At 69.9% G+C, this 23,983-nt stretch carries 20 protein-coding genes and 3 pseudogenes; 18 read left to right on the top strand and 5 right to left on the bottom strand.

Translation table 11 applies throughout. The features are described 5' to 3' along the window. Positions 1–758 precede the first annotated feature (758 nt). The 8 genes from ASC99_RS25345 (at position 759) to ASC99_RS25310 (ending at position 9,743) form a co-directional block, all read left to right on the top strand. Entirely contained in the window at positions 759–2,360 is a 1,602-nt protein-coding gene (locus ASC99_RS25345) for an ABC transporter substrate-binding protein (RefSeq protein ID WP_057236127.1), read from the top strand. A gap of 2 nt (positions 2,361–2,362) precedes the next feature. Continuing rightward, positions 2,363–3,379: an ABC transporter permease gene (locus ASC99_RS25340; protein ID WP_057236124.1), complete on the top strand. Its 1,017-nt coding sequence runs from the start codon at positions 2,363–2,365 to the stop codon at positions 3,377–3,379. After that, complete coding sequence (locus tag ASC99_RS25335) at positions 3,376–4,293, top strand: ABC transporter permease (protein ID WP_082598608.1); 918 nt, start codon at positions 3,376–3,378, stop codon at positions 4,291–4,293. Before ASC99_RS25340 ends, ASC99_RS25335 begins: the two co-directional genes overlap by 4 nt. A 20-nt stretch (positions 4,294–4,313) precedes the next feature. After that, complete coding sequence (locus ASC99_RS25330; RefSeq protein WP_162257923.1) at positions 4,314–5,273, top strand: ABC transporter ATP-binding protein; 960 nt, start codon at positions 4,314–4,316, stop codon at positions 5,271–5,273. Beyond that, entirely contained in the window at positions 5,270–6,262 is a 993-nt protein-coding gene (locus ASC99_RS25325) for an ABC transporter ATP-binding protein (protein ID WP_063857185.1), read from the top strand. The genes ASC99_RS25330 and ASC99_RS25325 overlap by 4 nt, the downstream gene beginning before the upstream one ends. After that, positions 6,259–7,164 (top strand): carbon-nitrogen hydrolase family protein, encoded by a 906-nt coding sequence (locus tag ASC99_RS25320; protein WP_057236119.1) that lies wholly within the window; start codon positions 6,259–6,261, stop codon positions 7,162–7,164. The genes ASC99_RS25325 and ASC99_RS25320 overlap by 4 nt, the downstream gene beginning before the upstream one ends. Before the next feature lie 1,032 nt (positions 7,165–8,196). Next, complete coding sequence (locus tag ASC99_RS25315; protein WP_057236116.1) at positions 8,197–8,523, top strand: hypothetical protein; 327 nt, start codon at positions 8,197–8,199, stop codon at positions 8,521–8,523. Positions 8,524–8,732: 209 nt separating this feature from the next. After that, positions 8,733–9,743 carry a quinone oxidoreductase gene (locus ASC99_RS25310; protein WP_057236113.1) on the top strand — a complete coding sequence of 337 codons (1,011 nt, stop codon included), beginning with the start codon at positions 8,733–8,735 and terminating at the stop codon, positions 9,741–9,743. 476 nt (positions 9,744–10,219) lie between these two features. Here the strand turns inward: ASC99_RS25310 and ASC99_RS25300 are convergent, their stop codons facing one another. Together ASC99_RS25300 and ASC99_RS25295 are read right to left on the bottom strand one after the other, a co-directional pair. Continuing rightward, on the bottom strand, positions 10,220–11,176 hold the full coding sequence (locus tag ASC99_RS25300) for a hypothetical protein (protein ID WP_057236106.1): 957 nt from the start codon (positions 11,174–11,176) through the stop codon (positions 10,220–10,222). A 216-nt stretch (positions 11,177–11,392) separates the two neighbouring features. After that, positions 11,393–12,289, bottom strand: coding sequence for a LysR family transcriptional regulator (locus ASC99_RS25295; RefSeq protein WP_057236104.1), 897 nt, complete (start codon positions 12,287–12,289; stop codon positions 11,393–11,395). A gap of 194 nt (positions 12,290–12,483) precedes the next feature. Between ASC99_RS25295 and ASC99_RS25290 the strand changes: the two genes are divergently transcribed. From ASC99_RS25290 to ASC99_RS25275, 4 genes are all read left to right on the top strand, one after another. After that, a complete protein-coding gene (locus tag ASC99_RS25290) occupies positions 12,484–13,362 on the top strand; it encodes a carbon-nitrogen hydrolase family protein (RefSeq protein ID WP_057236101.1) in 879 nt (292 codons plus the stop codon). Further along, a complete protein-coding gene (locus ASC99_RS25285; protein ID WP_057236098.1) occupies positions 13,359–14,726 on the top strand; it encodes an APC family permease in 1,368 nt (455 codons plus the stop codon). The genes ASC99_RS25290 and ASC99_RS25285 overlap by 4 nt, the downstream gene beginning before the upstream one ends. Positions 14,727–14,989: 263 nt before the next feature. Then, entirely contained in the window at positions 14,990–15,427 is a 438-nt protein-coding gene (locus ASC99_RS37710; protein ID WP_162257922.1) for an ATP-binding protein, read from the top strand. Positions 15,428–15,596: 169 nt separating this feature from the next. Beyond that, positions 15,597–16,130, top strand: a complete 534-nt coding sequence (locus tag ASC99_RS25275) for a winged helix-turn-helix domain-containing protein (protein ID WP_057236093.1) — start codon at positions 15,597–15,599, stop codon at positions 16,128–16,130. A 156-nt stretch (positions 16,131–16,286) separates the two neighbouring features. Here the strand turns inward: ASC99_RS25275 and ASC99_RS37705 are convergent. Beyond that, a pseudogene (locus tag ASC99_RS37705) lies at positions 16,287–16,523 on the bottom strand (helix-turn-helix domain-containing protein); the annotation flags it as partial. Between the two features lie 120 nt (positions 16,524–16,643). Between ASC99_RS37705 and ASC99_RS39510 the strand changes: the two are divergent. The 5 genes and pseudogenes from ASC99_RS39510 to ASC99_RS25250 form a co-directional block, all read left to right on the top strand. After that, positions 16,644–16,805, top strand: a complete 162-nt coding sequence (locus tag ASC99_RS39510; RefSeq protein ID WP_200948418.1) for a DUF418 domain-containing protein — start codon at positions 16,644–16,646, stop codon at positions 16,803–16,805. A gap of 124 nt (positions 16,806–16,929) precedes the next feature. Further along, positions 16,930–17,433 (top strand): SigE family RNA polymerase sigma factor, encoded by a 504-nt coding sequence (locus tag ASC99_RS25265; protein WP_057236089.1) that lies wholly within the window; start codon positions 16,930–16,932, stop codon positions 17,431–17,433. A gap of 55 nt (positions 17,434–17,488) precedes the next feature. Next, on the top strand, positions 17,489–18,226 hold the full coding sequence (locus ASC99_RS25260; RefSeq protein ID WP_057236086.1) for a hypothetical protein: 738 nt from the start codon (positions 17,489–17,491) through the stop codon (positions 18,224–18,226). A 496-nt stretch (positions 18,227–18,722) separates the two neighbouring features. Then, complete coding sequence (locus tag ASC99_RS25255; protein WP_369825170.1) at positions 18,723–20,624, top strand: amino acid transporter; 1,902 nt, start codon at positions 18,723–18,725, stop codon at positions 20,622–20,624. Positions 20,625–20,703: 79 nt separating this feature from the next. Beyond that, a pseudogene (locus ASC99_RS25250) lies at positions 20,704–21,091 on the top strand (class I SAM-dependent methyltransferase); the annotation flags it as partial. Between the two features lie 134 nt (positions 21,092–21,225). On the opposite strand, the gene ASC99_RS25245 reads toward ASC99_RS25250, so the two are convergent. Continuing rightward, complete coding sequence (locus ASC99_RS25245) at positions 21,226–22,014, bottom strand: hypothetical protein (RefSeq protein ID WP_057236083.1); 789 nt, start codon at positions 22,012–22,014, stop codon at positions 21,226–21,228. Then, positions 21,998–23,227, bottom strand: coding sequence for a hypothetical protein (locus tag ASC99_RS25240; RefSeq protein WP_057236079.1), 1,230 nt, complete (start codon positions 23,225–23,227; stop codon positions 21,998–22,000). Before ASC99_RS25240 ends, ASC99_RS25245 begins: the two co-directional genes overlap by 17 nt. A 524-nt stretch (positions 23,228–23,751) precedes the next feature. Here ASC99_RS25240 and ASC99_RS25235 point away from each other — a divergent pair. Continuing rightward, positions 23,752–23,983, top strand: a pseudogene (locus tag ASC99_RS25235) (saccharopine dehydrogenase NADP-binding domain-containing protein); the annotation flags it as partial.

Raw genomic sequence — 23,983 nt, 5'->3', positions numbered from 1 at the left:
GCCGCGCCGGCCCCGTAGCGCTGCACGAAGTACGCCCGCACCCCGTGCATCAGCGGCTCGATCGCCTGCGCCGCGTAGTCGCTCGCGTCCCACCTGGCATACAGCGTGATCCGCCGGTCCCCGGACGCCACCGCGACACCGTGCCCCGCGGCGGCTAGCGTCTGCGCAATCGCGGGATCGACGTCGTCACAGGCCGCAGCCTGTCGCACGCCTCCCATGCGTGCCCGGGCGGCGGGTGCGCCAGCAGCGGCAGCCTGGCAATCCCCTCGCCACCCGCCGGCTGCTGCTGCGGCGGCGGCGCCGTGGAGATCACCAGGTCCACCCCCGCCACGGTGCCGCGTAGGCGTCGGAAGGCGGCACCTCCTCGACGCTGAGCTGCGCCGCGTCCGCCCGCATCTGCGCAATGAACCCCGCCGTCGGCCGGCGCCGCCGCTGCCTTCCGCGCGGCGTCGCATCGCGCGGTCAGGTCCGCGCGATCCGCAGGAACCGTCGCCTGGCTAGCGTCAGCCGCAGTGTGGTCGGACAACCGCAGCCCCAGCTCGCCCTCTAGCCTGCGGACCTGCCGCGACAGTGACGGCTGGGCAACGAACAGCGTCCAGTGTCGTGTCCAGTGCCTGATCTCCGCTATGCCTCTGAGGCATGTATCGCAGCATGAATAGGCATTGGACGACATGGTGAGTGGCCAGCAAGATTCAGCCCAACCCCCACAGCAGCGCGGCGGCACCAGCCGCAAGCGGCTGGATCTCGAGGAGCCCGATATGTCCCTGCGCAAGACCAGAGCCTCGACCTGCGCCCTTACCCTGACCCTCAGCCTGGCCCTGATGTCCGCCTCGGCCTGCAGCAGCTCCGCAGGATCGCAGTCCGCCTCGGCGGCCATCCTGAAGGTCGCGACCACCGCCGATGTCACCACCTGGGACCCGGTGAAGTCGTTCTCCACCGAGGTCTTCTACCTGGCCAACGTCTACGAGCCGCTGCTGTGGAAGAACCCCGCCGGCTCCGACCAGCCCTACCGGCCGGCGCTCGCCACCTCGTGGGAGGCAAGCCCCGACAAGCTGACCTGGACCTTCCACCTGCGCACCGGCGTCACCTTCCACGACGGCGAACCGCTGACAGCAGCCGCGGTCAAGGCGTCCGTCGAGGCCGCCGCGGACCACGGCGGCGCGAGCTTCATCTGGGCGCCGCTGAAGAGCGTCGAGACGCCCGACGAGCACACCGTCGTGATGAAGCTCAGCCAGGCCGCGCCGATGGACCTGATCGCCTCCAGCATGTACGGGGCGTGGATCGTCAGCCCGAAGGCGCTGGCCGCCGCCAAGGCCGACCCGAAGTACTTCGACTCCGGCAAGGACGGCGGCACCGGACCGTACACGATCGCGGAGTACACCTCGGGCCAGCGCGTCTTGCTCAAGAATTACGCGAGCTACTGGGACGGCTGGAAGAAGGACTCCTACACCACCGTCGTCAACACCATCACCCCGGAATCCGTGGTGCAGCAGCAGATGCTCACCAGCGGCCAGGCGGACCTGGCCACCAGCCTGCCGCTGGAGAACATCGACCAGTTCAAGAACGACGAGCGCTTCACCGTCACCACTTGTAAGACCGCCTCGGACTACGTCGGCTTCTTCAACACCACCCGCAAGCCGCTGGACGACGTCCGGGTCCGGCAGGCACTGTCGTACGCCATCCCGTACCAGGACATCATCACCGTCGGCGCGCACGGCTTCGGCACGCAGTCGCGCGGCCCCGTCCCGCAGGGCATCTTCCCGTACTCGGACAGCACCCCGCAGTACCGCCAGGACCTCGCCAAGGCCAAGGACCTGCTCGCGGCGGCCGGCTACCCCGACGGCGGGGGCCTGACGCTGAACGTGACCTACGCCGCGGAGAACCAGGCCCAGGCCCGCTTCACGCCGCTGATCAAGGACGCATTCGCCAAGATCGGCGTCACCGCCAACGTCCAGGCGCTGCTGTTCAACCAGCAGTGGGACCGCGCGAAGGCCGACCCGAAGTCCGCACAGGACATCTTCCTGCTGCTGTACTGGCCGACCTACTCCGACGCCGGCTCCGACAACCTCTACTCGCTGTTCCACTCCAGCGACAAGCCGTCCTTCAACCTCAGCTACTGGAAGGACAGCACCTTCGACAAGCTGCTCGACGACGCCGGGGCCCACACGGCGACCGACAACGCCAAGGCCATGAGCGAGTACGGCCAGGCCCTGAATCGCCTGTACGACCAGGCACCCGGCTTCTTCCTTTACGACGCGACGAACCCGCTGGTCGTCCCGAAGACCGTGAAGGGCATGGCCTGCAACCAGAACTACTCCTCCAACTACAACTTCCACGCCCTGACCCGCGCGGGGGCCTGAGCATGCGGCGCTTCCTGTTCCGCAGGGCTGCGGCGGCGGCCGCTGTCCTGCTCGGGACCACCGTCGTCACCTTCGTGCTGGCCCGCGTGGTACCCGCCGACCCTGCCCTCGCCTACCTCGGCCCCAAGGCCCGGCCCGAGCAGATCGCCGAGATCCGACACCAGCTGGGCCTGGACCAGTCACTCCCGATGCAGTACGCGCACTACCTCGGCGGACTGGTCCGCGGCGACTGGGGCACCTCGATCGGCACCAAGCAGCCCGTCACCTCCGAGATCTTCGGACGGCTCCCGGCCACCCTCGAACTGCTGACCGCCGCCATGACCATCGCGCTCGTCCTCGGCATCGCGCTCGGCGTGATCGCCGCGGTGCGCCGGCAACGGCTGGCCGACCACGTCATCCGGATGCTGGCCATCGGCGGCGTGTCGATGCCGGCCTTCTGGCTCGGACTGCTGCTCCAGGTCACCGTGTTCGGGCAGTTCGGCCTGTTCGCCCTGACCGGGCGCAACGAACCGGACCTGGAGTTCACCGACCCGATCCGAGACATCACCGGCTTCCACCTGGTCGACGCGCTGCTGACCGGCAACGCCGCCGGGTTCACCGACACTCTCAACCACCTGGTGCTGCCCGCGCTGACGCTGGCCGCGTACCCCCTCGGCGTCATCGCCCGGATGACCCGCGCCTCGATGATCGAGGTGCTGGCCGCCGACCACATCCGCGCCGCGCGCGCCTACGGGCTGCGTGAGCRGATGACGGTCGGCCAGATCGCCCTGCGCGGCGCGCTGCCGCCGGTCGTCACCGTCGCGGGCCTGACCCTGGCCTACTCGCTGACCGGAGCGTTCTTCGTGGAAGTGGTCTTCAACTGGCCCGGCCTCGGGCAGTTCGCGGCGACCGCGCTTCTCAACGCCGACTACCCGGCGATCATGGGCGTCACCGTCCTCGGGGCGGCCGCCTACATCCTGGTCAACCTTGCCGTGGACATCGTGCAGGCCCGCCTCGACCCGAGGGTGAGACTCACATGACGCTCCTCGCCGCAACCACTGGCCCGCCCGACACCGTGCGCACCGCGGACACCCCCACACCCACCCGCCTGCGCCGGATCGCCACCGCGCTGCTGCGGGACCGCCTCGCCCTGATCGGCGTGGTCCTGGTCGGCGCGCTGCTCGTCCTCGCCGTCTTCGGGCCCTGGCTCGCACCATTCCCCGACCAGGGCCGCGGCGTCGCCGACGTGGCGCACCGCAACCTCGCGCCCGGCACCGGCGGCCACCTGCTCGGCACCGACCCGCTCGGCCGCGACGTGCTGTCGCGGATCATCATCGGCGCCCGGCCCGCGCTGCTGACGCCACTGCTGACGGTGGCCCTCGCAGTCGCCGTCGGCGTCCCGCTCGGCCTGCTCGCCGGCTACCGCGGCGGCCGGCTGGACGAGGCCGTCATGCGGATCGCCGACATGTTCCTGGCGTTCCCGCCACTGCTGCTCGCCATGGTCATCGCGGCGATGCTCGGGCCCAGCCTGATGCACGCCGGCATCGCCCTCGCCATCGCCTGGTGGCCCTGGTACACCCGGCTCGCCCGCGGCCTCGCCGCCGGGCTGCGGGACCGGCCCTTCGTCGACGGCGCGAGGGCGCTGGGCCTGTCCGACACCACCATCCTGGCCCGCCACGTGCTGCCGAACGCCGCCGCGCCGATCGTCGTCCAGGCCAGCATCGACATCGGCACGGTGATCCTCGCCTCCGGGTCGCTGGCCTTCCTCGGCCTCGCCGCGCAGGCGCCCACGCCGGACTGGGGCCTGATGGTCTCCGACGGGCGCAGCTACGTGCTGTCGCAGTGGTGGCTGTCCGCGCTGCCCGGTGCGGCAATCTTCCTGGCCGTGCTCGCCTTCAACGTCCTCGGCGACGCGCTGCGGGACATCCTCGACCCCAGGGCTGTGACCCGATGACGCTGCTGACCGTCGAAGATTTGACGATCGATTTCCCACGGCCCGGTGGCCGGTCCGGCGGCGCGACCCGGCCGGTGCGCGGCGTCACGCTCACCGTCGAACCCGGGCAGACCCTCGGCGTCGTCGGCGAGACCGGCTGCGGCAAGACCCTCACCGGCCTCGCCGTGCTCGGCCTGCTGCCGCCCGCCGCGCAGGCCCGCGGCAGCATCCGGCTGGACGGCCGCGAACTGCTCGGCGCGCCGCCGTCGCAGCTGCGCGCGGTACGCGGCGGCGCGATCGCCATGGTCTTCCAGAACCCGGCGACCGCCTTCGACCCGGTCCGCCCCCTGCGCACCCAGTTCGAGCGCGTCATCCGGCGGCACCGCGGCGGCTCGCGCGAGCAGGCCAGGGCCCGCGCTGCGGAACTGCTCGCCGAGGTCGAACTGCACGACACCGACCGGGTGCTCGGCAGTTACCCGCACCAGCTGTCCGGCGGCATGCTGCAACGCGCGATGATCGCGCTGGCGCTGTCCTGCGAGCCGCGGCTGGTCATCGCCGACGAGGCCACCAGCGCGCTCGACGTGACCGTCGCCCAGCAGGTCAGACGGCTGCTGCTGCGGCTCCAGCACGCGCACGGCTTCGGGGTGCTGTTCGTCACCCACAACCTCGGCGAGGCCCGCGACCTGTGCGACCGCGTCGCCGTGCTGTATGCGGGCGAGGTGGTCGAGACCGGGCCGGTCGAGGACGTGTTCACCGCCCCCGCGCACCCGTACACCAAGGCGCTGCTGGCCGCGGTGCCCACCGTGGATGACGACGGCGCGCCGCTGGCCTCGCTGCCCGGCGAGGTCCCGGCCGACGTGCTGGCCGTCACCGGCTGCGTCTTCGCCAACCGCTGCCGGCAGGCCGCCGACCTGTGCCGCAGCACGCCGCCCCCGGCGCGCACGCTGCCCGGCGGCCGCAGCGCCCTCTGCCACTTCGCCGATCCGGAGGTCGCGGCGTGATCCCCGACACCCCCCACACCCCCGACACCTTTGACGTCTCCGGCGTCCCCGCTGTCCTGCGCGTGCAGGACCTGGTCGTCGCGTACGGCCAGCACCGCGCGGTGGACGGCGTCGGCTTTCGCATCGCGCCCGGCGAGTCGTACGCCGTCGTCGGCGAGTCCGGCTGCGGGAAGACGACGCTCGCCCGTACCGTGCTCGGCCTGCTCAGACCTGCGGCCGGCGAGGTCGCGCTGGAAGGAGTCAGGCTCGACCAGGCCAGGGGCCGCGACCTGCGGGCGCTGCGACAGCGGGTGCAGATCGTCTTCCAGAACCCGTTCGCCGCGCTCAACCCGCGGATGACCGTGGCCCGGCTGGTGGACGAGCCGCTGCGGCTCGCCCAGCCGGACCTGACCGCGGCCGCCCGCGCCGAGGCCGTCTCGGCGCTGCTGACGTCGGTCGGCCTGGCCGACCGGTTCCTGGGGCGGCGGCCGCACGAGCTGTCCGGCGGCCAGTGCCAGCGCGTCGCGATCGCCCGGGCGCTCGCGATGGACCCGGTGCTACTGGTGCTGGACGAGCCGACGTCGGCACTGGACGTGTCAGTCCAGGCGCAGGTGCTCAACCTGCTCGCCGACCTGCGGCAGCACCGCGGCCTGGCCTACCTGCTGATCAGCCACGACCTCGGCGTCGTACGGCGCCTGGCCGACCGGATCGGCGTCATGCGCGCCGGGCGGCTGGTCGAGGAGGGGCCGACGCAGCAGGTGCTGCACGAGCCCGCAGCGGACTACACCCGGGCGCTGATCGCTGCCGTGCCCGGCCGCGGGCGGGCCGCCCTGATGGGCGGCCCGGAGGCGGGCGACGAGGCGGGGAGCGGTGCTGCGGGGGGTCCTGCTCCGGGTGACGGCGCCCGTGCCGACCCGTCAGCTAAACCAGCGCCCGCACCCGCATCCGGCGCGGCGGCTGTACCCGCATCCGAACTCAGCGCACCGAGCAGCATAGGGAGTAGCCAGTGAGCCGCATCATCGGGATCGCTGCCGCGCAGGTGGCGCCAGTGCCCAACGACCCCGAGGCCACCCTCGCCAAGTTCGAGCGCGAGGTCCGCACGCTGGCCTCCTCGATGCCGGCCCTGGACCTGCTGGTCTTCCCCGAGTACTACCTGACGGGGATGGGCAGCTTCGACGCGCCGTCGGCGCCCGGCTACATCGACCGGGTCGCCGAGGAGATCCCCGGGCCGCTCACCGAGCGGCTGTGCGCACTGGCCGCCGAGACCGGCAAGTGGATCGTCCCCGGCACGATCGCCGAGCGCAACGGCGACCACCTGCACAACACCGCGCTGGCCATCTCGCCGGAGGGCGAGATCGTCGCGCGCTACCGCAAGCTGTTCCCCTGGATGCCCTACGAGCGGTCGGTGCCCGGCGACGAGCACGTGGTCTTCGACATCCCCGGTATCGGCCGGTTCGGCCTGGCCATCTGCTACGACGGCTGGGTCCCGGAGATCATGAGGACGCTGGCCTGGATGGGCGCGGAGGTCATCCTCCAGCCCACGTACACCCGAACCTCCGACCGCGCGCAGGAACTCGTCCTGGCCCGCGCCAACGCGATCACCAACCAGGTCTACGTCGTCAACCCCAACATCGGCGCGCTGTTCGGGACCGGCCGCTCGGTCGTCACCGATCCCGAAGGCCGCCTGATGGCCGAGGGTGGCAGCGGAGAGGAGTTCCTCACGCTCTTCCTCGACCTCGACCTGGTCTCCACCGTCCGCGAGCACGGCACCGCGGGACTCAACGCCCTGTGGAAGCAACTGCGCGACGCCGCCCCGCCCTTTCCCCCCGCCCTGCTCGGCTACGAGGCCGGCGCCGTCATGCGGGGCCTCGGCCCCCTCCGCACCCCGACCGAGCCTGCCGAAGTCCACTGACCGCAGCAGCAACTAGCCTGCACGTATCATCCGGGGTCGCGTCCGGGGCATGATCGGAAACGCGAAAGTGCCTTCTGAACTGCAACGATGAGGCTTGTCCAAGGCCCCATTCGTACCAGCAGGAAGGCACTTTCTGCGTGCCGCTCACGGCCTAGGCACGTCGTCAGCGCCGACGGGCCAGGCCGCCGTCACCTACAAACGCGGCTTCGGCTACCACCCGATGCCCTGCTTCCTGGACAACACCTGCGTGGTCCTCGCCAGCATCCTGCGACCGGGCAACGCCTGCGCGAACACCGCCACCAACCACATCACCGCCCTCGATCAAGCCCTCGCGCAGAGCCCTGACGCCCACCGCCACGCCACCCCGATCTCACCGCGCCAGCAGCCCGGGCAGCGCCAAAGCCTTCCTCACCCACCTACGCGTCCTCAGGCAGCACGGGGTCCAGACCACCTTCTCCGCTAGCCACGGCGTCACCCGACTCCGTCCGCAAAGCCATCCGCGCCCTACCCGAACAGCTCTGGCACCCCGCGCTGGAACAGGACAGGACCCTCCGTGCCGGCGCCGAGGCCGCCGAACTCACCGGCCTGGTTCACCTCACCGGGCACCGGACGGCAGCCCGCCGCCTACGCCTGCGGATCGCCGCCACCTGGCCTTGGCACAACGAACTGACCGCGGCGTTCAACCCCCTGCAACCCTGACCACCCAGGCCCCAAGGACCCCGGAGCACCCGGCCATTGCGCCGGGCCCTCGGCCGCCCAACGACCGACGCCAGCCCCGCAACCTCCGACACAGGGATCACCCCAATCAGCCGACGCGAACTGAAACACGGAGGCTAGCTGCGCACCGCGCCCTGGCCGAGTCCGGCCGCCCGACCTCGGGCCGCCCAGCTTGGAACCCGTTCGTCGCGCCCTGGGCCCACCCTGCTCGCTCGCCTCGGCCGCACTGATCGGCGCGGCCGCCACCGCGCTCGGCAGCGCCGACGGCCTCAAGAACGTCAAGAGCTGATCCGCTGCGGCAAGCACCTGCCGCCGTTGAGCATCAGCCTGGTGCAGAACGGCAGCCGCCTGATCCCCACCGTCCATGGCCTGGCCATCACCGGTGACACGCAGTCCGACTCGACGTACAACCTCATCGTCGGACCGGATCGCGCCTGGTCGGAGAACGGCGACACCGGCGCCGCGGGCGCCTTCTCCCGTGCCGCCCTGCCGTTCGCACTGGTCGACCGCAACCAGAACTGCGTCCACAAGGGCGAGTTGAGCTTCCTGTTCAACGCGACCCACCATCTGTTCTTTGCGCCGACGCGGGAGGAGGCGGCGTGGGCGGCGGAGCGGATGGAGATCAGCTGGCCCTGCTGCTGACGTTGAAGTCGTACCAGCGGATGGGCCGGTTCCCGAGGCCGGAGGAGTATCCGAAGGCGGTGGGCGGGTGGCGCATTCGTCGACCCTTGACAGCCTCGGTCTCCTGTCCCAGACCCGGGTGCAAAGCAGGCGTCTCAGCTCTCGGCGGGGGCGGCGGGCTGGTCTGCTTGCCGGGAATCGGATCGCCATCAACGGGGTTGGTGGGGGACATGCGAGCGATTCAGGTGTACGAAGTGGGCGGTCCCGAGGTGCTGCAGGAGGCCAAGGTGGACCAGCCGCGGCCGGGTCCGGGCGAGGCGCTCGTGGAGGTCGCCGCATCCGGCGTCAACTTCCTCGACGTCTACCACCGCGAAGGCCGGTACAGCCTCCCGCTGCCCTTCACCCCGGGCGCTGAGGGCGCCGGCACGGTCGTCGAAGTTGGACCCGGCGTCGCTGACGTCGCAGTCGGGGACCGGGTCGGTTGGGTGGAGATTCCCGGCACGTATGCCGAGCGGGCCGTCGTGGACTCCTCCCGGCTGGTGCCGCTGCCCGACGATATCGGCTTCGAGACAGCCGCCGCCGTGCTCCTCCAAGGCATGACCGCGCACTATCTCGTCAAGGACGCCTACCCGGTTCAGGGGGGCGACACGGTGCTCGTGCATGCGGCTGCTGGTGGCATGGGGCTGCTTTTGACCCAGCTCATCACCCATCTCGGCGGCAGGGTGATCGGCACGACGTCGACCACGGCGAAGGCCGAGCTGGCGAAGCGTGCCGGGGCCGCTGAGGTGATCCTTTCCTCCGCAGTCGACGATCTCGCAGCCGAGGTGAGGCGGCTCAACGGCGGTCAGGGACTGCCGGCTGTCTTCGACGGCGTCGGCGCGCACACCTTCGATGCGAGCCTCGCCAGCCTGCGAACCCGCGGCCATCTCGTGCTCTTCGGCGCGGCAAGTGGTGCCGTGCCGCCGTTTGATCCGATTCGGCTCGCCCACGGCGGTTCGCTGACCCTGATCCGGCCCAGCCTCGGGGACTTCATCGCCGATCGGTCCGAACTGCTCCGACGGGCCGCCGATGTGTTCGAGTGGGTGCGCTCCAAGGCGCTTGAGGTCACCGTAACGGGCCGCTACGCACTGTCCGGGGCCGCCCAGGCCCACAGCGATCTGGAGGCTCGGCGTACCACCGGCAAGCTGCTCGTCATACCCGATGCGGCCGCTATTGGACGCCGCGAGGAGACGCAGAGCTGATCGCGGGTGACGAGGTCGGGGATCTTGGAGACTGAGATGTCGAGGGCATGGCCGACCGTCCACAACCTCCCGGGACGGAGCACCTAGCGCTTTTCGAAGAGCTGGAGTGTCTTGGTTCGGCGGGTGTCGAGACGCTGGGACACGGGCTCGGGGAAGCGGATTCCCTCGTTGTAGTTGCCGACCTTGGTCTGGTCGTGACACACCGGAGCAAGACCGCGGTAGCGGCCGATGCAAGGGAGAACGGCGTTAGCTGTCTCCCAGCAACGGAAGATCCCGCTACTCAACTCCTGCCGGCACCCCGGAGAGATCGAAGGACGCAGGACGGCCAGCGGCACCGTGACGTCACGTTCGACGTCACCCACGGCCAGAAGGACCCCAAGGCCGGGAACATCATCCGCCGTTGACGTCCCCTCCCACATTTCTCTGCAGTCAAGAGCCGTCCGCCCGCCTTGCCGAGGGGTGAGGGTACCCCCAACTCACACGCCCGCCCCGCTCCTGATCCTCGCCTTCTCGAACTCGGATACCGGGTCGCCTCCGACGCTCCAGGGCCAGGCCGCGACCATGCCGTTGATCGCCTCGAAGACCGGACGGGCCTCGCCGCGCCGCTCGGCGGCCACCAGTGCGTAGGCCAGCAGATTCAGGTCCGCGAGGGCCGCCGCGTGGTGGAAGAACCCGGGCCTGGCCCAGATGTGTGCCGCACGGTCGAGGGCCTGGGCGGCCGATGCATGGGACCAGTGGTGGCGTGCCAGCAGTGCCTCGACTCCGCCCCGGGTGAGGACGGATTGGTACTGCAGAACCTGGGCGGTGAGCTCGGTGGCCGCGCAGGGCGCGTTCGCGGGAGTGCGGGCGCGGACCGCTTCGACGAAGTCCAGTACCTGGATGCGCGATCCCATCTCCTCCCGCCCCAGATAACGCAGCATGCTCAGGTGCGCCTCGCGGTTCCAGCGGTCGCGGGTCAGTACCTCGTTCCACAGGCTGAACACCTCCGGCTGGCCGCGGCGCTCCAGCCGTGACAGGCCCAGCAGGACCACCCAGGGAGTAGGGTCCTCCGGCGCCAGTTCGGCGGCGCGTCGACAGCTGTCGACGATGCCGGCCGCGTCCTCCAGAGACCCCCGGGAGCGTCCGCGTTCGAGCTGCGCCCATGCGGACAGAACGAGCGCGCTCGTGTTGCGCGGCTCACGAGCGGCCCAGGCACGGGGCCCGTGCGATTCGGACAGGTGGTACGCCAGCACGGAGAGCTGGTGCGTGCGGCGGTCCCAGTCGACCCGGCTCTGGTCCAGGAGGCGCGATACCTGGGCCATGAACAGGTCCATCGTCCCGATTGTGCCCGTACTTGCCGTCGCCTGGAGGGACTTCAGCAGCCGGCCGAGGGCAGCGTCGTCGAACTCCAGGACAACTCGTGCCCGCCTGCGGCGACTTGAGAGAAAGGCCATGCACGGAGGCTAGAGGTGACGAGCCGTGACGCAAGGTGTGCACCGAGATCGTTATCGATTCCATCTGCAATCGAGCCGTTACCTGCCGGTACGTGAGACGAGGCGCGTTGCGCGATGGTCGGGTGTGCCGGCTGCTGTGCCGGGGTGTGCATCAAGGGCCTGGCCCACGCCGACGGCCTCCAGCTGAGGACCGTGGTCTGTAGCCGTCGCTGCAGTTCACAGACGGGCGGCGACCTGCGGCCCGTACCGCTCGACACAAAAACGTGACAACCCGGCCGCGAATGCCTCGATGCTGCGCAGCGCGTAGTGCCCGGCGTCCCACGCCGCGTGCAGGTGGATCTGCAGCGGTTCGCCCGTACTGTCGAGGATCAGCAGCGGGTGCAGGTCGAAACGGGGATCGTCGGAGACCACCGCGACACCATGGCCCGAAGCCGCCATGGCCTGTGCGACGTGCGGGGTGTCGCATTCGAGCACGATGTCGTACGAGGCGTCCGCATCCTGCACGGCATGGTCCAGGATGCGGCGGGTGCCGTGCGCCGGGGTGAGGACGATGAGGGGCTTCGCGGCAAGTTCCCTGATGGTGACGTGGTCCCGGTCCGCCCAGGGATGGTCGGCGCGGACGTAGGCCCACAGCGGCAGGCGGGCCACCGGGGCCCCGGCGAAACGGTGCCTGGGAGGTGCCGAGGAGATGGCTACATCGGCGCCTCCCGCAAGGGCCTGGTACGCACGTGCCGGACTCTCGGCCTGCACGGTGACGAGCGGATCCTCCGGCCCCCAGGTGGCCAGGAACGGCGCGATCACGTCGGTGATGGTGGTGAGCGGCGCCGCCACGGTGATCCGCATGGCACGACCGGCAGCCAGCGCACCGACTGCGGCCTCGGCGGCGTCCGCCCGGGCGACCAGGTCGCGGGCCAGGGGAAGAAAGCGCCGGCCGGCCGCCGTCAGGACCATCTGCTTGCCGCCGCGGTCGAAGAGCGTCATCCCCAAGGACCCTTCCAGGCCGCGCAGTTGGCGCGACAGTGAAGGCTGGGCGACGCGGACCACCTCGGCAGCCTTGGTGACGGAACCAGTCTCCACGATGGTCAGGAAGTAGCGCAGCACTCGAATTTCCATGGCGTGGTCCCTCGGGCGACGGAGGAGGCATGACACCTTCATGCCTCAAAGGCATGATAATAAACCCTTTCAAGTATTTGAGGCTATGGCTGACTGGACGCATTCTTGTCCCACCGGAACTTCTGGTTACCGGCACCCGAATCTTCGTCGACTTCTCCTCGTAGAACCCACCCTTCGATTGGCTGGTGTCCCCCATGGCCCGCCCCCTGCCCCTGATCCTCGCCCAGGCGCCCGGCCGCCCGGCCGACGACCTCGCAGGCTTTGCCTCCGACGTGGAGCGGCGCGTGAAATTCCATGCACCCGGCGCCCTCGTCGTCTACCCCGAACTGCACCTCGGCGAGAGCGCCCCCGGCATCCCGGCTGCCCCGGAGCAGGCCGCCGAGCCGCTCGACGGCAAACGCGATGCGGTCTTCGCCGAGCTCGCGGGGGATCTGGGCATCTGGCTGGTACCCGGCAGCGTCTACGAGCGAGGCACCGGCGACCACGTCCACAACACGACACCGGTCTATTCACCCCAAGGTGAGCGCATCGCCGCGTACCGCAAGATCTGCCCGTGGCGCCCCTACGAGACGACCACACCCGGCAACCGGTTCGAGGTCGTCGACCTCGCCGGGGTCGGCCGCATCGGACTGTCCATCTGCTACGACACCTGGTTCCCGGAGATCTCCCGCCATCTGGCCTGGATGGGCGCAGAGCTGATCGTCAACGTGGTCCGCACCCCGACGAGCGACCGCGCGCAGGAACTCGTCCTCAACCGCGCCAACGCCATCACCAACCAGGTCTTCGTCGCCAGCGTCAACTCCGCCGCCCCATCCGGGACCGGCCGCAGCCTCGTCATCGACCCGCAGGGCACGGTGCGCGCCGAAACCGTCGACGCCAGCGACACCACCCTCACCGACGTGATCGACCTCGACGAGGTCAGCAACGTCCGCCGCCACGGCACCGCCGGCCTCAACCGGATCTGGGACCAATTCCGCCCCGGCGACCCGGCCCTCGAGCTCCCGCTCTACGGGGGCCGCATCGACCCCGCCACCTGGACCCCCGCCCACACCACCGAGGAGCCCCCGCGATGAACAGCGAGACCGGTAACAGCATGAGACTGAAGGGCGACCTGAGCCTCTTCTCAGTCGTCCTCTTCGGCCTCGCCTACATCTCCCCCGGCATCGTCGTCACGATCTTCGGCGTGGTCGCCGCCACCAGCGACGGCGTGGCCCCCACCGCGTTCGCCGTCGCCACCCTCGCGATGCTGCTCACCGGACTGAGTTACGCGAAGATGGCGCGCGCCGTGCCCGGCGCGGGGTCGGTCTACACCTACGCCCGCAAGATGCTCGACAGCCGCATCGGTTTCCTGTCCGGCTGGGCGATGCTGCTCGACTACTTCTTCATCCCGATGGTCGGCTGGCTGATCACGGCGATCTACTTCCACGCCCAGTTCCCCGCGGTACCCAAGTGGGTCTGGCTGATCGTCTCGGTGGGCCTCACCACCGGCATCAACGTCTTCGGCATGAAGCTCGCGGACCGCGTCAACAAGGTCCTGATGTTCTTCGCTCTGGGGTCGCTGGTCCTCTTCGCCACCCTGTGTGTCGTGTTCCTCGGCAAGCACGGCTCCTCCGCCCCCGCGACGGACGCCCTGTGGAACTCCGGCACTTCGATCGGCGCGGTCACTGCGGCCGCCGCCATCGCCGCGTACTCCTTCCTCGGCTTCGACGCCGTCTCCACGCTGGGCGAGGAGGCCAGGGGCGGAGCCAGGACGATCGGCCGCGGCATCATCGGCTGCGTCATCGCCGCCGGAGTGATCTTCATCGTGCTGTCCTTCGTGATGCAACTGGTCCACCCCGGCGCGAAGTTCGCCGACGTCGACGCGGCCGCCTACCACCTGAAGGTCCAGGTCGGCGGCAAGACGTACGCCGAAATGATCAACTTCGTCACGATCGCCGGCTCCATCGCCTCCTGTATCGCCCTGCAAGCCTCCGCCGCCCGCCTCATGTACGTCATGGGACGCGACGGCGCACTGCCCAAGGCCGTCTTCGGCAAGCTGTCGGGCAAAACCGGCACGCCCGTCCTGAACCTGCTGCTGACCGCGGCCGCCGGTGTCATCGCCATGAAACTCGACCTGACCACAGCCACCTCGTTCATCAACTTCGGCGCCTTCCTCGGCTTCGCCCTGGTGAACGTCTGCGTGATCGCCCACCTGGTCCGAGAGCGCCGACACGGCCACACCCTCAACGTCTTCTCGTACCTGGTGATGCCGGCCATCGGCGCCGGCGTTTCCATCTACCTGCTCACGAAGCTCGGCGACGTCGCACTCCAGATCGGCGGCGTATGGCTGGCGATCGGCGTCGTCTACCTGGCCATCCTGACCAAGGGCTTCCGCCAGCCCGCACCGGAGATGACCTTCGACGACGACACCGCGGCCACCGAAAGCGTCACCGCGTAGCTCTCGCACACGGCGGAGCCGATGGACCCATTGGCGTCGCACCCACGAGAGAGTGTCCGGCCCGCGCTCACTTAACGCGCACCACCACCCGTCCTTGAGACCTGTCGCCGGTCGTGAGACCGCCGCCCCAGCCACGAAGGTGGGGCGGCAGCAGCGGCAGCGGCCAGTGACGGAACCCCCAGACCCGGAACCGCCCAGGTTGCGGGTAAACGGGCAGCTTGCCTCGGTGACGAGTAGACATGCCCCGACCTCCGGGAAGCACCATGTATCTCACCAACACCTCCCGCACCGCGCCGCGTCGATCCCAACTCCTGGTTTCCCAGGCGCCCAGCGTCCGCGTAACAGCACCAGCACAGGCCGAATCCGTCGGCCTTCTCAGAGAATGTGCCTCCGCTCTCTTCGCCGCCTGGGCAATGAGCGCCGACGCCCAGGCCACCGCGAAACTGGTGATCAGCGAGCTCTTGACCAACGCGGTGCTGCACGGACACGACGTCATGACGCTCGCGATCGCATGCACCGGCCCGACGCTGGAGATAACAGTCACCGATCACGGGCAGCCCAAAACGGCCATCCCGCCCCCCAGTGACCCCGACGAGCACGGCCGCGGCCTGGCCATCGTCGCGGCTGTTACTCATGACCTGCAGATCGATGAGACGCCGCGAGGCTGGCGAACTCGAGCACACATGAAACTCCATTCCTAGTGGTTGAAGTTCCCCCAAGGCCGGGTAGTTACTGACTTCGGCGCGTCAGGGTGAACTGTCCCGAAGTTCCTGATGGGCGTGGTGCTAGGGCTGTATCTGATGGTGCGTGAGATATGCGGATGGGGGCGGGCTGACCGCTGAGGGACGGCTGCGTCGGGGGTCGGTGCGGATGCAGGCGGCCGAGCTGTTCGAGCAGAGGATCAGGCCGTCGGAGGTGGCACGGCGTCTGCGGGTGAGCGGGCAATCGGCTTACCACTGGCATGAGTTGTGGCGGGACGGCGGAGTACAGGCTCTGGTCTCTCGTGGCCCGGCCGGGTCGAGGTGCCGTCTGTCGCCGCGGTGCCTGGCCAAGCTCTCCGGATTTCTGGAGGAGGGTCCGGCCGCGCACGGCTGGGTGGAGGACCAGGTGTGGACCGCGGCGAGGGTGGCCACGCTGGTCGGCCGGAAGTTCCACGTCTCCTACAGCGTCTCCGGGACGACGAGGCTGATGCACCGGCTCGGTTTCAGCCCGCAGGTTCCGGCGCGGCGGGTGGCCGAGCGGGACGAGCAGGCCGTCACCGTGTGGAAGGAGGCGACCTGGGCGGAGGTAAAAGCGCCCGGGCGGCCTGCGGGGGCTACATCTGCTTCAAGGACGAGGCAGGCTTCACCCGCCGTCCGCCCAAAGGACGTACCTGGGGCCGAAGCGACCGCACTCCGGTCGTGACGGTCAGCGGCCGCCGCTCGGGACGCCTGTCGGTGGCAGGGCTGATCGCCATGCGGCCCGGCTCCCGCACCCGGCTGTGCCACCGCCTGCGCACCCACCCCGCGGGCCAAGGCAAGCGCCGCAGCATGGGCGAGCGCGACTTCATCGCCTGATCGAACGAGGGTCCAGGCAGGCCAGCCCGATCTCGTTGAACCGGTGGATCACGTCCCGCACGGTGTCCTCGTCGGCCTGCACCAGCTGGGCGATCACCGGAACCCGGTTGCCGCCGGCCGAGGCCAGCAGCATCATCGCCCGCCGATAGCGCACCGAACTCGTACTGCCCCGACGCACGATCCGCTGTAACTGCTGACCCTCCTGATCGGTCAGCCTCCGAACCTTGACCGGCTCCGCCACCACGCCTCCCGGTACTGCGTTGAACGTCTCCCGACATCCAACCGGGTTGGCCCTCGCCACCACCAACCCGGCGAACCTATCCGGTCACAGCACTATGTCGGCCACATCATCGGCATCCGCGTGCTCGGAATCGAGGAACTGCCCGGCTCACCGATCCCGGTCCTCGCTGGCTTCGTCCTCGCCGCCGTACTCTTCGCCGCCCTGTGGTCCCGCCATTTCGAGCGCGGACCGCTGGAGTACCTCCTCAACACCGCCGTCAGGCACGCCGCCCGGCTCCCCTGAAGCCCTGCAGCATCGGTCTCGCAACCCTCGCGTGGAACAAGGCCCTCGTCCCTGCAGCGTCCGGGGCGCCTCGACACGTCCAGGTAGTAGGGGACCCGACCCCAGCCGGAACGGAGGGACCAGCATGCCCAGGAGTACAGAGAGCGAGTTCGAGGAGTTCGCCGCTCTTCGGTACCCGGGCCTGCGACGCACCGCCTACCTGCTGTGCGGGGACTGGCACTCGGCCGAGGACCTGGTCCAGGGCGCGCTGGTGAAGCTGTACGCCCGCTGGCACCGGCTCCGCGACCCCCGCAGCGCCGCCGCGTACGCCCGAACGGTGATCGTGCGCGCCCACATCGACACCAGGCGCCTGCGCTCCAGCACCGAAGTCACCACCCCCGACCTGCCGGAGCAGCCCACCGTCTCCCCGGACAGCGACCGCCAACTGGTACTGCTGGCAGCCCTCGCCGAGCTGCGCCCGCAGTACCGCGCCGTGCTCGTCCTTCGGTACTGGGAGGACCAGAGCGTGGCCGAGACCGCGCGGATCCTCGGCCTGCGCGAGGGCACCGTACGCTCCGACAGCCACCGCGCCCTGGCCCAGCTGCGCGCCGTGCTCGGCGAGGCCTCCCATGACATCACCGGTGCCTGACGCCCTCGCAGGACGACGCCGACCTTCGACCACCGCGAAAGCCGAGGTAGTGACGATGACCCAGCCCGCAGACGACCAGGACGGTCGGCTCGCCACGGCCCTGTTCGAGGACCTGCTCAGCAGCCAGGAACCGCCCGTGCCGGCCGTCCTGGCCGCGATCCGCACCCGCGGCCGCCGCCTCCGCAGGTTGCACCGGACCAGGGCCCTCGCAGCCGGGACGGCCCTGATCGCGGCCGCCGCCCTGCTGCTCTCCAACGTCGGGAGCGGGCCGGGCCCGACCGTCCTCACCCCGGCCCTGAACGTCCCGAGCGCCACCGCCACCGGGCCCGATGAGCTGGAGGAGCTGTACGCCCGTCTGTGGGCCGAGGTCCCGGCCGCGATGCCGCCCGGGCTCGCCGGCGGCATCGCCCGCAACGGGGGCGGCCCCGACCAGCGCACCCTGTTCCTCCACGAGCCCACCAGCGGCGTCCGGCTCCAGGTGACGGGAGGTCAGCCCCTGCCGCCGGGCCAGACCCCCACATCCCCCTGCGATCCCCGACTGGCCGCCCCGGCCACCGAGTGCCTCCCGCGAGTCCTCTCGGACAACTCGACCGGCTGGTTCGCCGCCCACACCGGACCGCAGCCCCACGTCGAGGCCCTGTTCGCCACCCCCGCCGGCACCGTCTTCGGCCTCACCGCCACCGCCACCCCCGGCACACCCGGGCTGACCCTCCCTCAACTCGAGAACGTGGTGGGCCACACGAAGGTCCTGATGGCCCTGCGCGGCATCCAGGAACACCTGCGCTCCCCCTGACCCGGCCGACCAAGGCACGACCTGACACAGACCTCGACCCACCCGCAGCACGCAACTCACCAACGCGGTAGCGGCTACGCCGCAGCAACTCCCGCGCCCCGCGCTGAGACGTCGGCGCAGCCGTTAAGGAATCGTCAAGATTTTTGGACAGCGCTGGTCAGACGGGCCCACAGCAGGTTGGGTCAGCCTGCTCGGCTGGTAGGCAGCCTGGCGAGTGTGCCGCCTGCCAGGCGCCCTTGTGGGTTAGCACCCCAAGGACAGGGGATACGAGCTTCGCCACGCAGTGGGTGGCCGTTCAGTCGCCGGGCACGCGGTGCTGGTAGTCAACGGGGCGGAAGAAGGATCGATGGGGAACGTGGACGACACCGGCAACCGGGCTGTGCAGACGGCCGACGAGCGGACCGTGCCAGAGGCGGCCGCTGAGAATCTGGCGGTGCCGGAAGTGGTGGACAGCCCCGCGCTGCGTCCCCCGCCGGCTTCGGGCCTGGCACGGTGGATGCTGGAGCACCGCGTACAGCCGGTCGGTCCAGCGGCCGGAGAGGGGCACGCGCAGGCACAGTCCCATGCCTGGTGGAAGGTGATGTGCCTGACGGGCGTGGACTACTTCTCCAGCCTCGCCTACGTACCGGCGATCGCCGCGCTCGCCGCAGGTGCGGTCTCGCCACTGGCGACGCTACTGCTCGTGGCACTGACGCTGCTGGGGATGCTGCCGATGTACCGGCGGGTGGCGCGCGAGAGCCCGAACGGCGCGGGATCGGTGGCGATGCTGGAGGAGTTGCTGCCGTTCTGGCGCGGCAAGTTGTTCGTCCTGATGCTGCTCGGCTTCGTGGCCACCTCGTGGATCATCACGATCACGTTGTCGGCGGCGGATGCCTCCGTGCACGTGGTGGAGAACCCGCTCTTCCCCCAAGCCCTGCACGGCCACGAAGTGGCCATCACCGTCGGATTGTTGCTGCTGCTCGGCGGTGTGTTCCTGCTCGGGTTCAGTGAGGCCGTCAGCGTGGCCATCCCGCTGGTCGCGGTGTTCCTGGCACTCAACGCCGTGGTCATCGCGGTCGGTCTGGTCGACGTGTTCACCACCCCCGGGGCCTGGTCTGCGTGGACAGGCGCCCTCACCGAGGGCGGAGGCGGCTTCGGCGGCCTCGCAAGCCCGGCACTGCTGGCCTTTCCGCTGCTGGTGCTGGGCCTGTCCGGGTTCGAGACGGGTGTGAGCATGATGCCGCTGGTGTCCGCCGACGGCGTCGACGCCGAGCAGCGGCTCGCCTCACGGATCCGCAACACCCGGCGACTGCTGACCACCGCCGGCCTCGTCATGAGCGTCTACCTGCTCGCCGCCAGCTTCGTCACCACGATCCTCATCCCCCACCAGGAGTTCGAGCCGGGCGGCGCGGCCGGCGGCCGGGCGCTGGCCTGGCTGGCACACGAGCACGTCGGCGAGGCGTTCGGCACCGTCTACGACATCAGCACCATCCTGATCCTGTGGTTCGCAGGTGCCTCCGCGATGGCCGGGCTGATCAACATCGTTCCCCGCTACCTCCCGGACTACGGCATGGCTCCCGAATGGGGACGGGCCGTTCGCCCGGTCGTCCTGGTGTACACCGCGCTCTGCGTCGGCATCACGATCGCCTTCGGCGCCGACGTCAACGCCCAGGCCGGCGCCTACGCCACAGGCATCCTGGCCATGATGGTCTCCGGCGCCTTCGCCGTCACCGTCTCCGCGATGCGCCGGGGCCACCGCCCGGGCACCGCGGGCTTCGCCGTGCTCACCGCCATCCTGTTCTACGCCCTCGTCGCCAACATCGTCGACAAGCCCGACGGCATTGCCATCTCCGGCATGTTCATCGCCGGGATCATCCTCGTGTCCCTGGTCTCCCGCGTCTCGCGGACCACCGAACTGCGCGCCGACCGCATCGTGTTCGACCCCACCGCCCGACAGTTCGTCACCGACACCCTCGCCCACGACAACGCGATCAACATCATCGCCAACCGCCGCCAGGGCGGCGACCGAGCCGAGTACGCCGACAAGGAGCGCGAGCAACGCGGCGACAACCCCGTCCCCGGACGCGCCGACGTGCTGTTCCTGGAGATCGACGTCGTCGACCCCTCCGACTTCAGCGAGACACTCACCGTGCACGGTGTCGAGGTCGACGGCTACCGCGTCCTGCGCGCCCAGGCACCGGCCGCGCCCAACGCCATCGCCGCGATCCTCCTGGCTCTGCGCGACACCACCGGGGTCCAGCCTCACTGCTACTTCGCCTGGGCCGAGGGCAGCCCCTTGAAGCACATGTTCCGCTACTTCCTCCTCGGACGCGGCGACACCGCACCGGTCACCCGCGAGATCATCCGCAAGAACGAACCCGACCCCGCCCGCCGGCCCCGCATCCACGTCGGCGGTTGAGACAAGGCCGGCTATCGCAGTGCGCAACTCCAGTTGAACCGTACGAAGACCTGTCGGTGGCGGCTGCGAGGATGCGGTCATGTGTGACCTCGCCACTGCGGTAGCCGAGTACTGGGACGCCGCCGCATTGACTTTCGACGCCGAGCCCGATCACGGGTTGAGGGCTGAGCACACACGTGCCGCGTGGGCACGACGGCTGGCTTCGTGGCTGCCGCCCGGTCCGGTCGATGTGCTCGACATCGGTTGTGGAACCGGTTCGTTGTCCCTGCTACTGGCTGAGGCTGGGCATCGGGTGACCGGTGTGGACCTGGCGCCGCGCATGGTCGAACGGGCCAGGGGAAGCTGGCTGCGGTCGATCTGACGGGCGTTTCCTGGTGGGTGACGCGGCTGTGCCACCCACCGGCGATGAGCGGTTCGGTGTGGTGCTGTCACGGCACCTCGTGTGGACGCTGCCCGGCCCGGAAGCGTGAGTCCACGGGAAGGTCGTTCCACAGGCGCTCGGGGAATGCGAGCCCGTCGACGTCGAGCCGGACCACACCCGATCGCCCCGACCCGGCCATCTCCGGCGTCGATTCATCGAGCCCGACCCGGAGTGCCGACGTCATCGATCCGTCGACCGTGCGGTGGGCGGCACCAGGTCGCTCTCGCTGATGGTGTAGGTGAGTTGCGGGTAGCTGAAGTCCGTCTCGTGGTTCTCGCGGCGGCGCAGTCGGTAGAACTCGCCCTGCTGCTCCTCGTCGGCCGGGAGCAGGCGCGCGCCCCCCGGGAGGTACGCGTGTCCGTCGCGGTACCGGATGGAGGTCTTGGAGGTCCGGAAGGTGACGCCCAGCCAGAGGTTTTCCGGTGTCCGGGCGAAGGTGTCGAGGACGATCCGGTGCCGGAGCCGGCGATTCGAGTCGACGGAGAAGGTGACGACGGAGTTGTGGGTGAGGGGGATCTCGAACCCGTCGCCGCCGGGCTGCTTCGGTTCGACGATCAGCTTCCTCGACGGGACGGCTTCGGGGAAGCGGTAGCACGAGTAGACCGCGATGTGCGAGTCGTCGGCCAGGTCGAGGGCCTGGTCGGAGTGGCTGCCCATGGTCGCGTAGGCGTTGGTGTAGGTCTCGATGAGGGCGTTGTTGAAGGCGACCGGGAGGGCCGCGTGCTTCTGGATCCGCTGCGCCAACTGCTCGTGCACGGGCCGGAAACGCTGCGTCGGGCTGCCGTACCGGGTGGTGGTCCGCACCAGCGGGACGTCGCCCGACTCGTCGACCCGGGCGAGCACCGCGCCTCGCCTGCCCTTGCCGACGTCCTCCCAACTGACCGACGCAGACAGCTCGTTGAAGGGATCGCCGGCGACCGGCAGGGGGTGGGAGCGGACCTCGTCCGGGATCCTAGGATCGCGGGGCACGGTAGTCTCCCGAGTTCATGCTGAAGAGGAAGCGCTCGCCGTAGTCGATGAAGGACGTGGACCTGTTCTCCTCGGCGTACAGCCTGCGCAACTCGTCCATCCCGGCTTCGGTGGGCGACTCCAACTCCACCAGTCCGTCGGCCTTCTTGAGGAAGGTCCGGCCGTCCCGGTGCACGGCCTCGGTGTTCGAGCAGCGCACCACGTAGCCCAGGCGGGTCGGGAGCAGTTCGGCGTCCAGGGTCGAGGGGCGGATTTCGTGCGTGTAGAGGCGGTTGGTGGAGAGCGGCATGAAGAAGACGGAGCCGGGATAGAGGGTCAGGCTGAACTGCGCGGGGAGGGCGGCCTCGTCGCGCGCCTCGGCCGGCGACTTGCGGCGGAAGTTGAGCCGGGTCAGGCCACTGGTGTGCTTGATGCCGTGGTCGAAGGCGTCCTCGGCCATGGGCTGGAGCCTGTCGAGCCCGTCGTAGAAGGTGCAGAAGGCCATGATGCCGTTGGCGGGCATGTCCTTGGTCTTGTCTGCGTGCGAGGAGATCCTGGCCTTGGCCTGCTTGCGCTCGGGCGTGGCCCGGGTGTTGTGGTAGGTCTGGGCGAGCACATGGTTGAGCCGTGAGTGGTCCCGGAAGACGGTGGCGGCCTCGCGGTTGAGGGTCTCGACGATGCTCGTGTCGGTGGGGCGGAAGCCCTCGGTCGGGCCCGAGAGGTTGGTGGAGCAGCGGAGCAGACGGAAGTGCAGGTCGTCGCCGTCGCGGGTGACGGGCGTCAGGTAGATGCCGCTCCGATGGGCCGCCCCGGGCTTGGTGGACTCCGTCAGGGCCTGGAACTCGTGCTCCGCGGAGATCCGCCCGAAGTGGTCGTCGTCGAGGTCAAAGAAGTGGCGGTAGTACACGCCGACCCCGTGCACCCGAACGGGGACCCGGCCGAGATCCACGACCGTCCACGGTGCGTCGGCGTCCTCCCGGTATCCGTGTGACAGCTCTCGGACGACGAACACTCGGGCAGCCGAACGGAGTTGACCATCACTGACCGCCGACACGTCGCCGCACAGGTAGACGTCCTTCCCCGCCAGGTCGGGCGAGCCGGACGCCAGGTCCTTCGGCGTGAGCACGGCCCCGAAGAAGTCCCCGGCCACGTCGCTGTCCTGCAACGCCGAGGGCGCGATCAGTATGTTGCCCACACCTTCGATGCGGGCTTCTTCTGGAGCTGCTGTGTACATCGGACGAAAACCCCGCCGTTCGCAGACCTGGTGGATCACTGCACGGCATCAGTGAATCACCCCTCACTGTCGTCGTACCCCGGGCCCGCTTCCCGGGGTGCGGCGGACGTTCATGGGACGGGCAACCGGAGGGCTGTTCCGGAAGGCCCCTGAGTGCCGGCCAGCCGGCCGAACGGACTCGCCGGGGACCACGCGGTGTGCGCAACAGCCCGCGAGATGTCCTCCGTTGGACGAAGAGCGTGCGCTGCACATGGTCTGACGTGCGGTCAGAGCGATCGCCGGGCGACCGGGGGTCAAGCGGGCGACGCAGTCAGACTGTGCCACCCCGACGCAAGCCGAAGGGCACAGACGACCCACGTCGGACCCGCCCACACGCCTGGGCCGCGCCTCCGCCGAACGAGGGTGTTCCGGGCCTGCGCCCGTGCCACGAGTCGTCGACGGCGGGCTGAGGGTCGAAGCCGTTGACAGTGCCGCGACGGGCTCCTAGCGTGGCGCAGCCGATTACCCGCGAGTAGGGACTGTTGATGACCGCGCCTCGCCCGTACGACCTCGTCCTGTTCGGTGCCACCGGGTTCACCGGCGGGCTCACCGCCGAATACCTGGCCCGGGCCGCGCCCGACGGCTGCCGCTGGGCGCTCGCGGGGCGGGACGAACGCAAGCTCGCCGCCGTCCGGGCGAAGCTCGCGGAGACCGACCCGCGCTGCGCCGACCTCCCGTTGCTGGTCGCGGACGCTGCGGACCGCGAGGCGCTGCGCG

It is taken from the genome of Kitasatospora sp. Root107, from assembly GCF_001424875.1.
GTDB lineage: Bacteria > Actinomycetota > Actinomycetes > Streptomycetales > Streptomycetaceae > Kitasatospora.
Note: the sequence above shows the minus strand (reverse complement) of the source record. Positions and strands in the feature narration are given on the sequence as shown.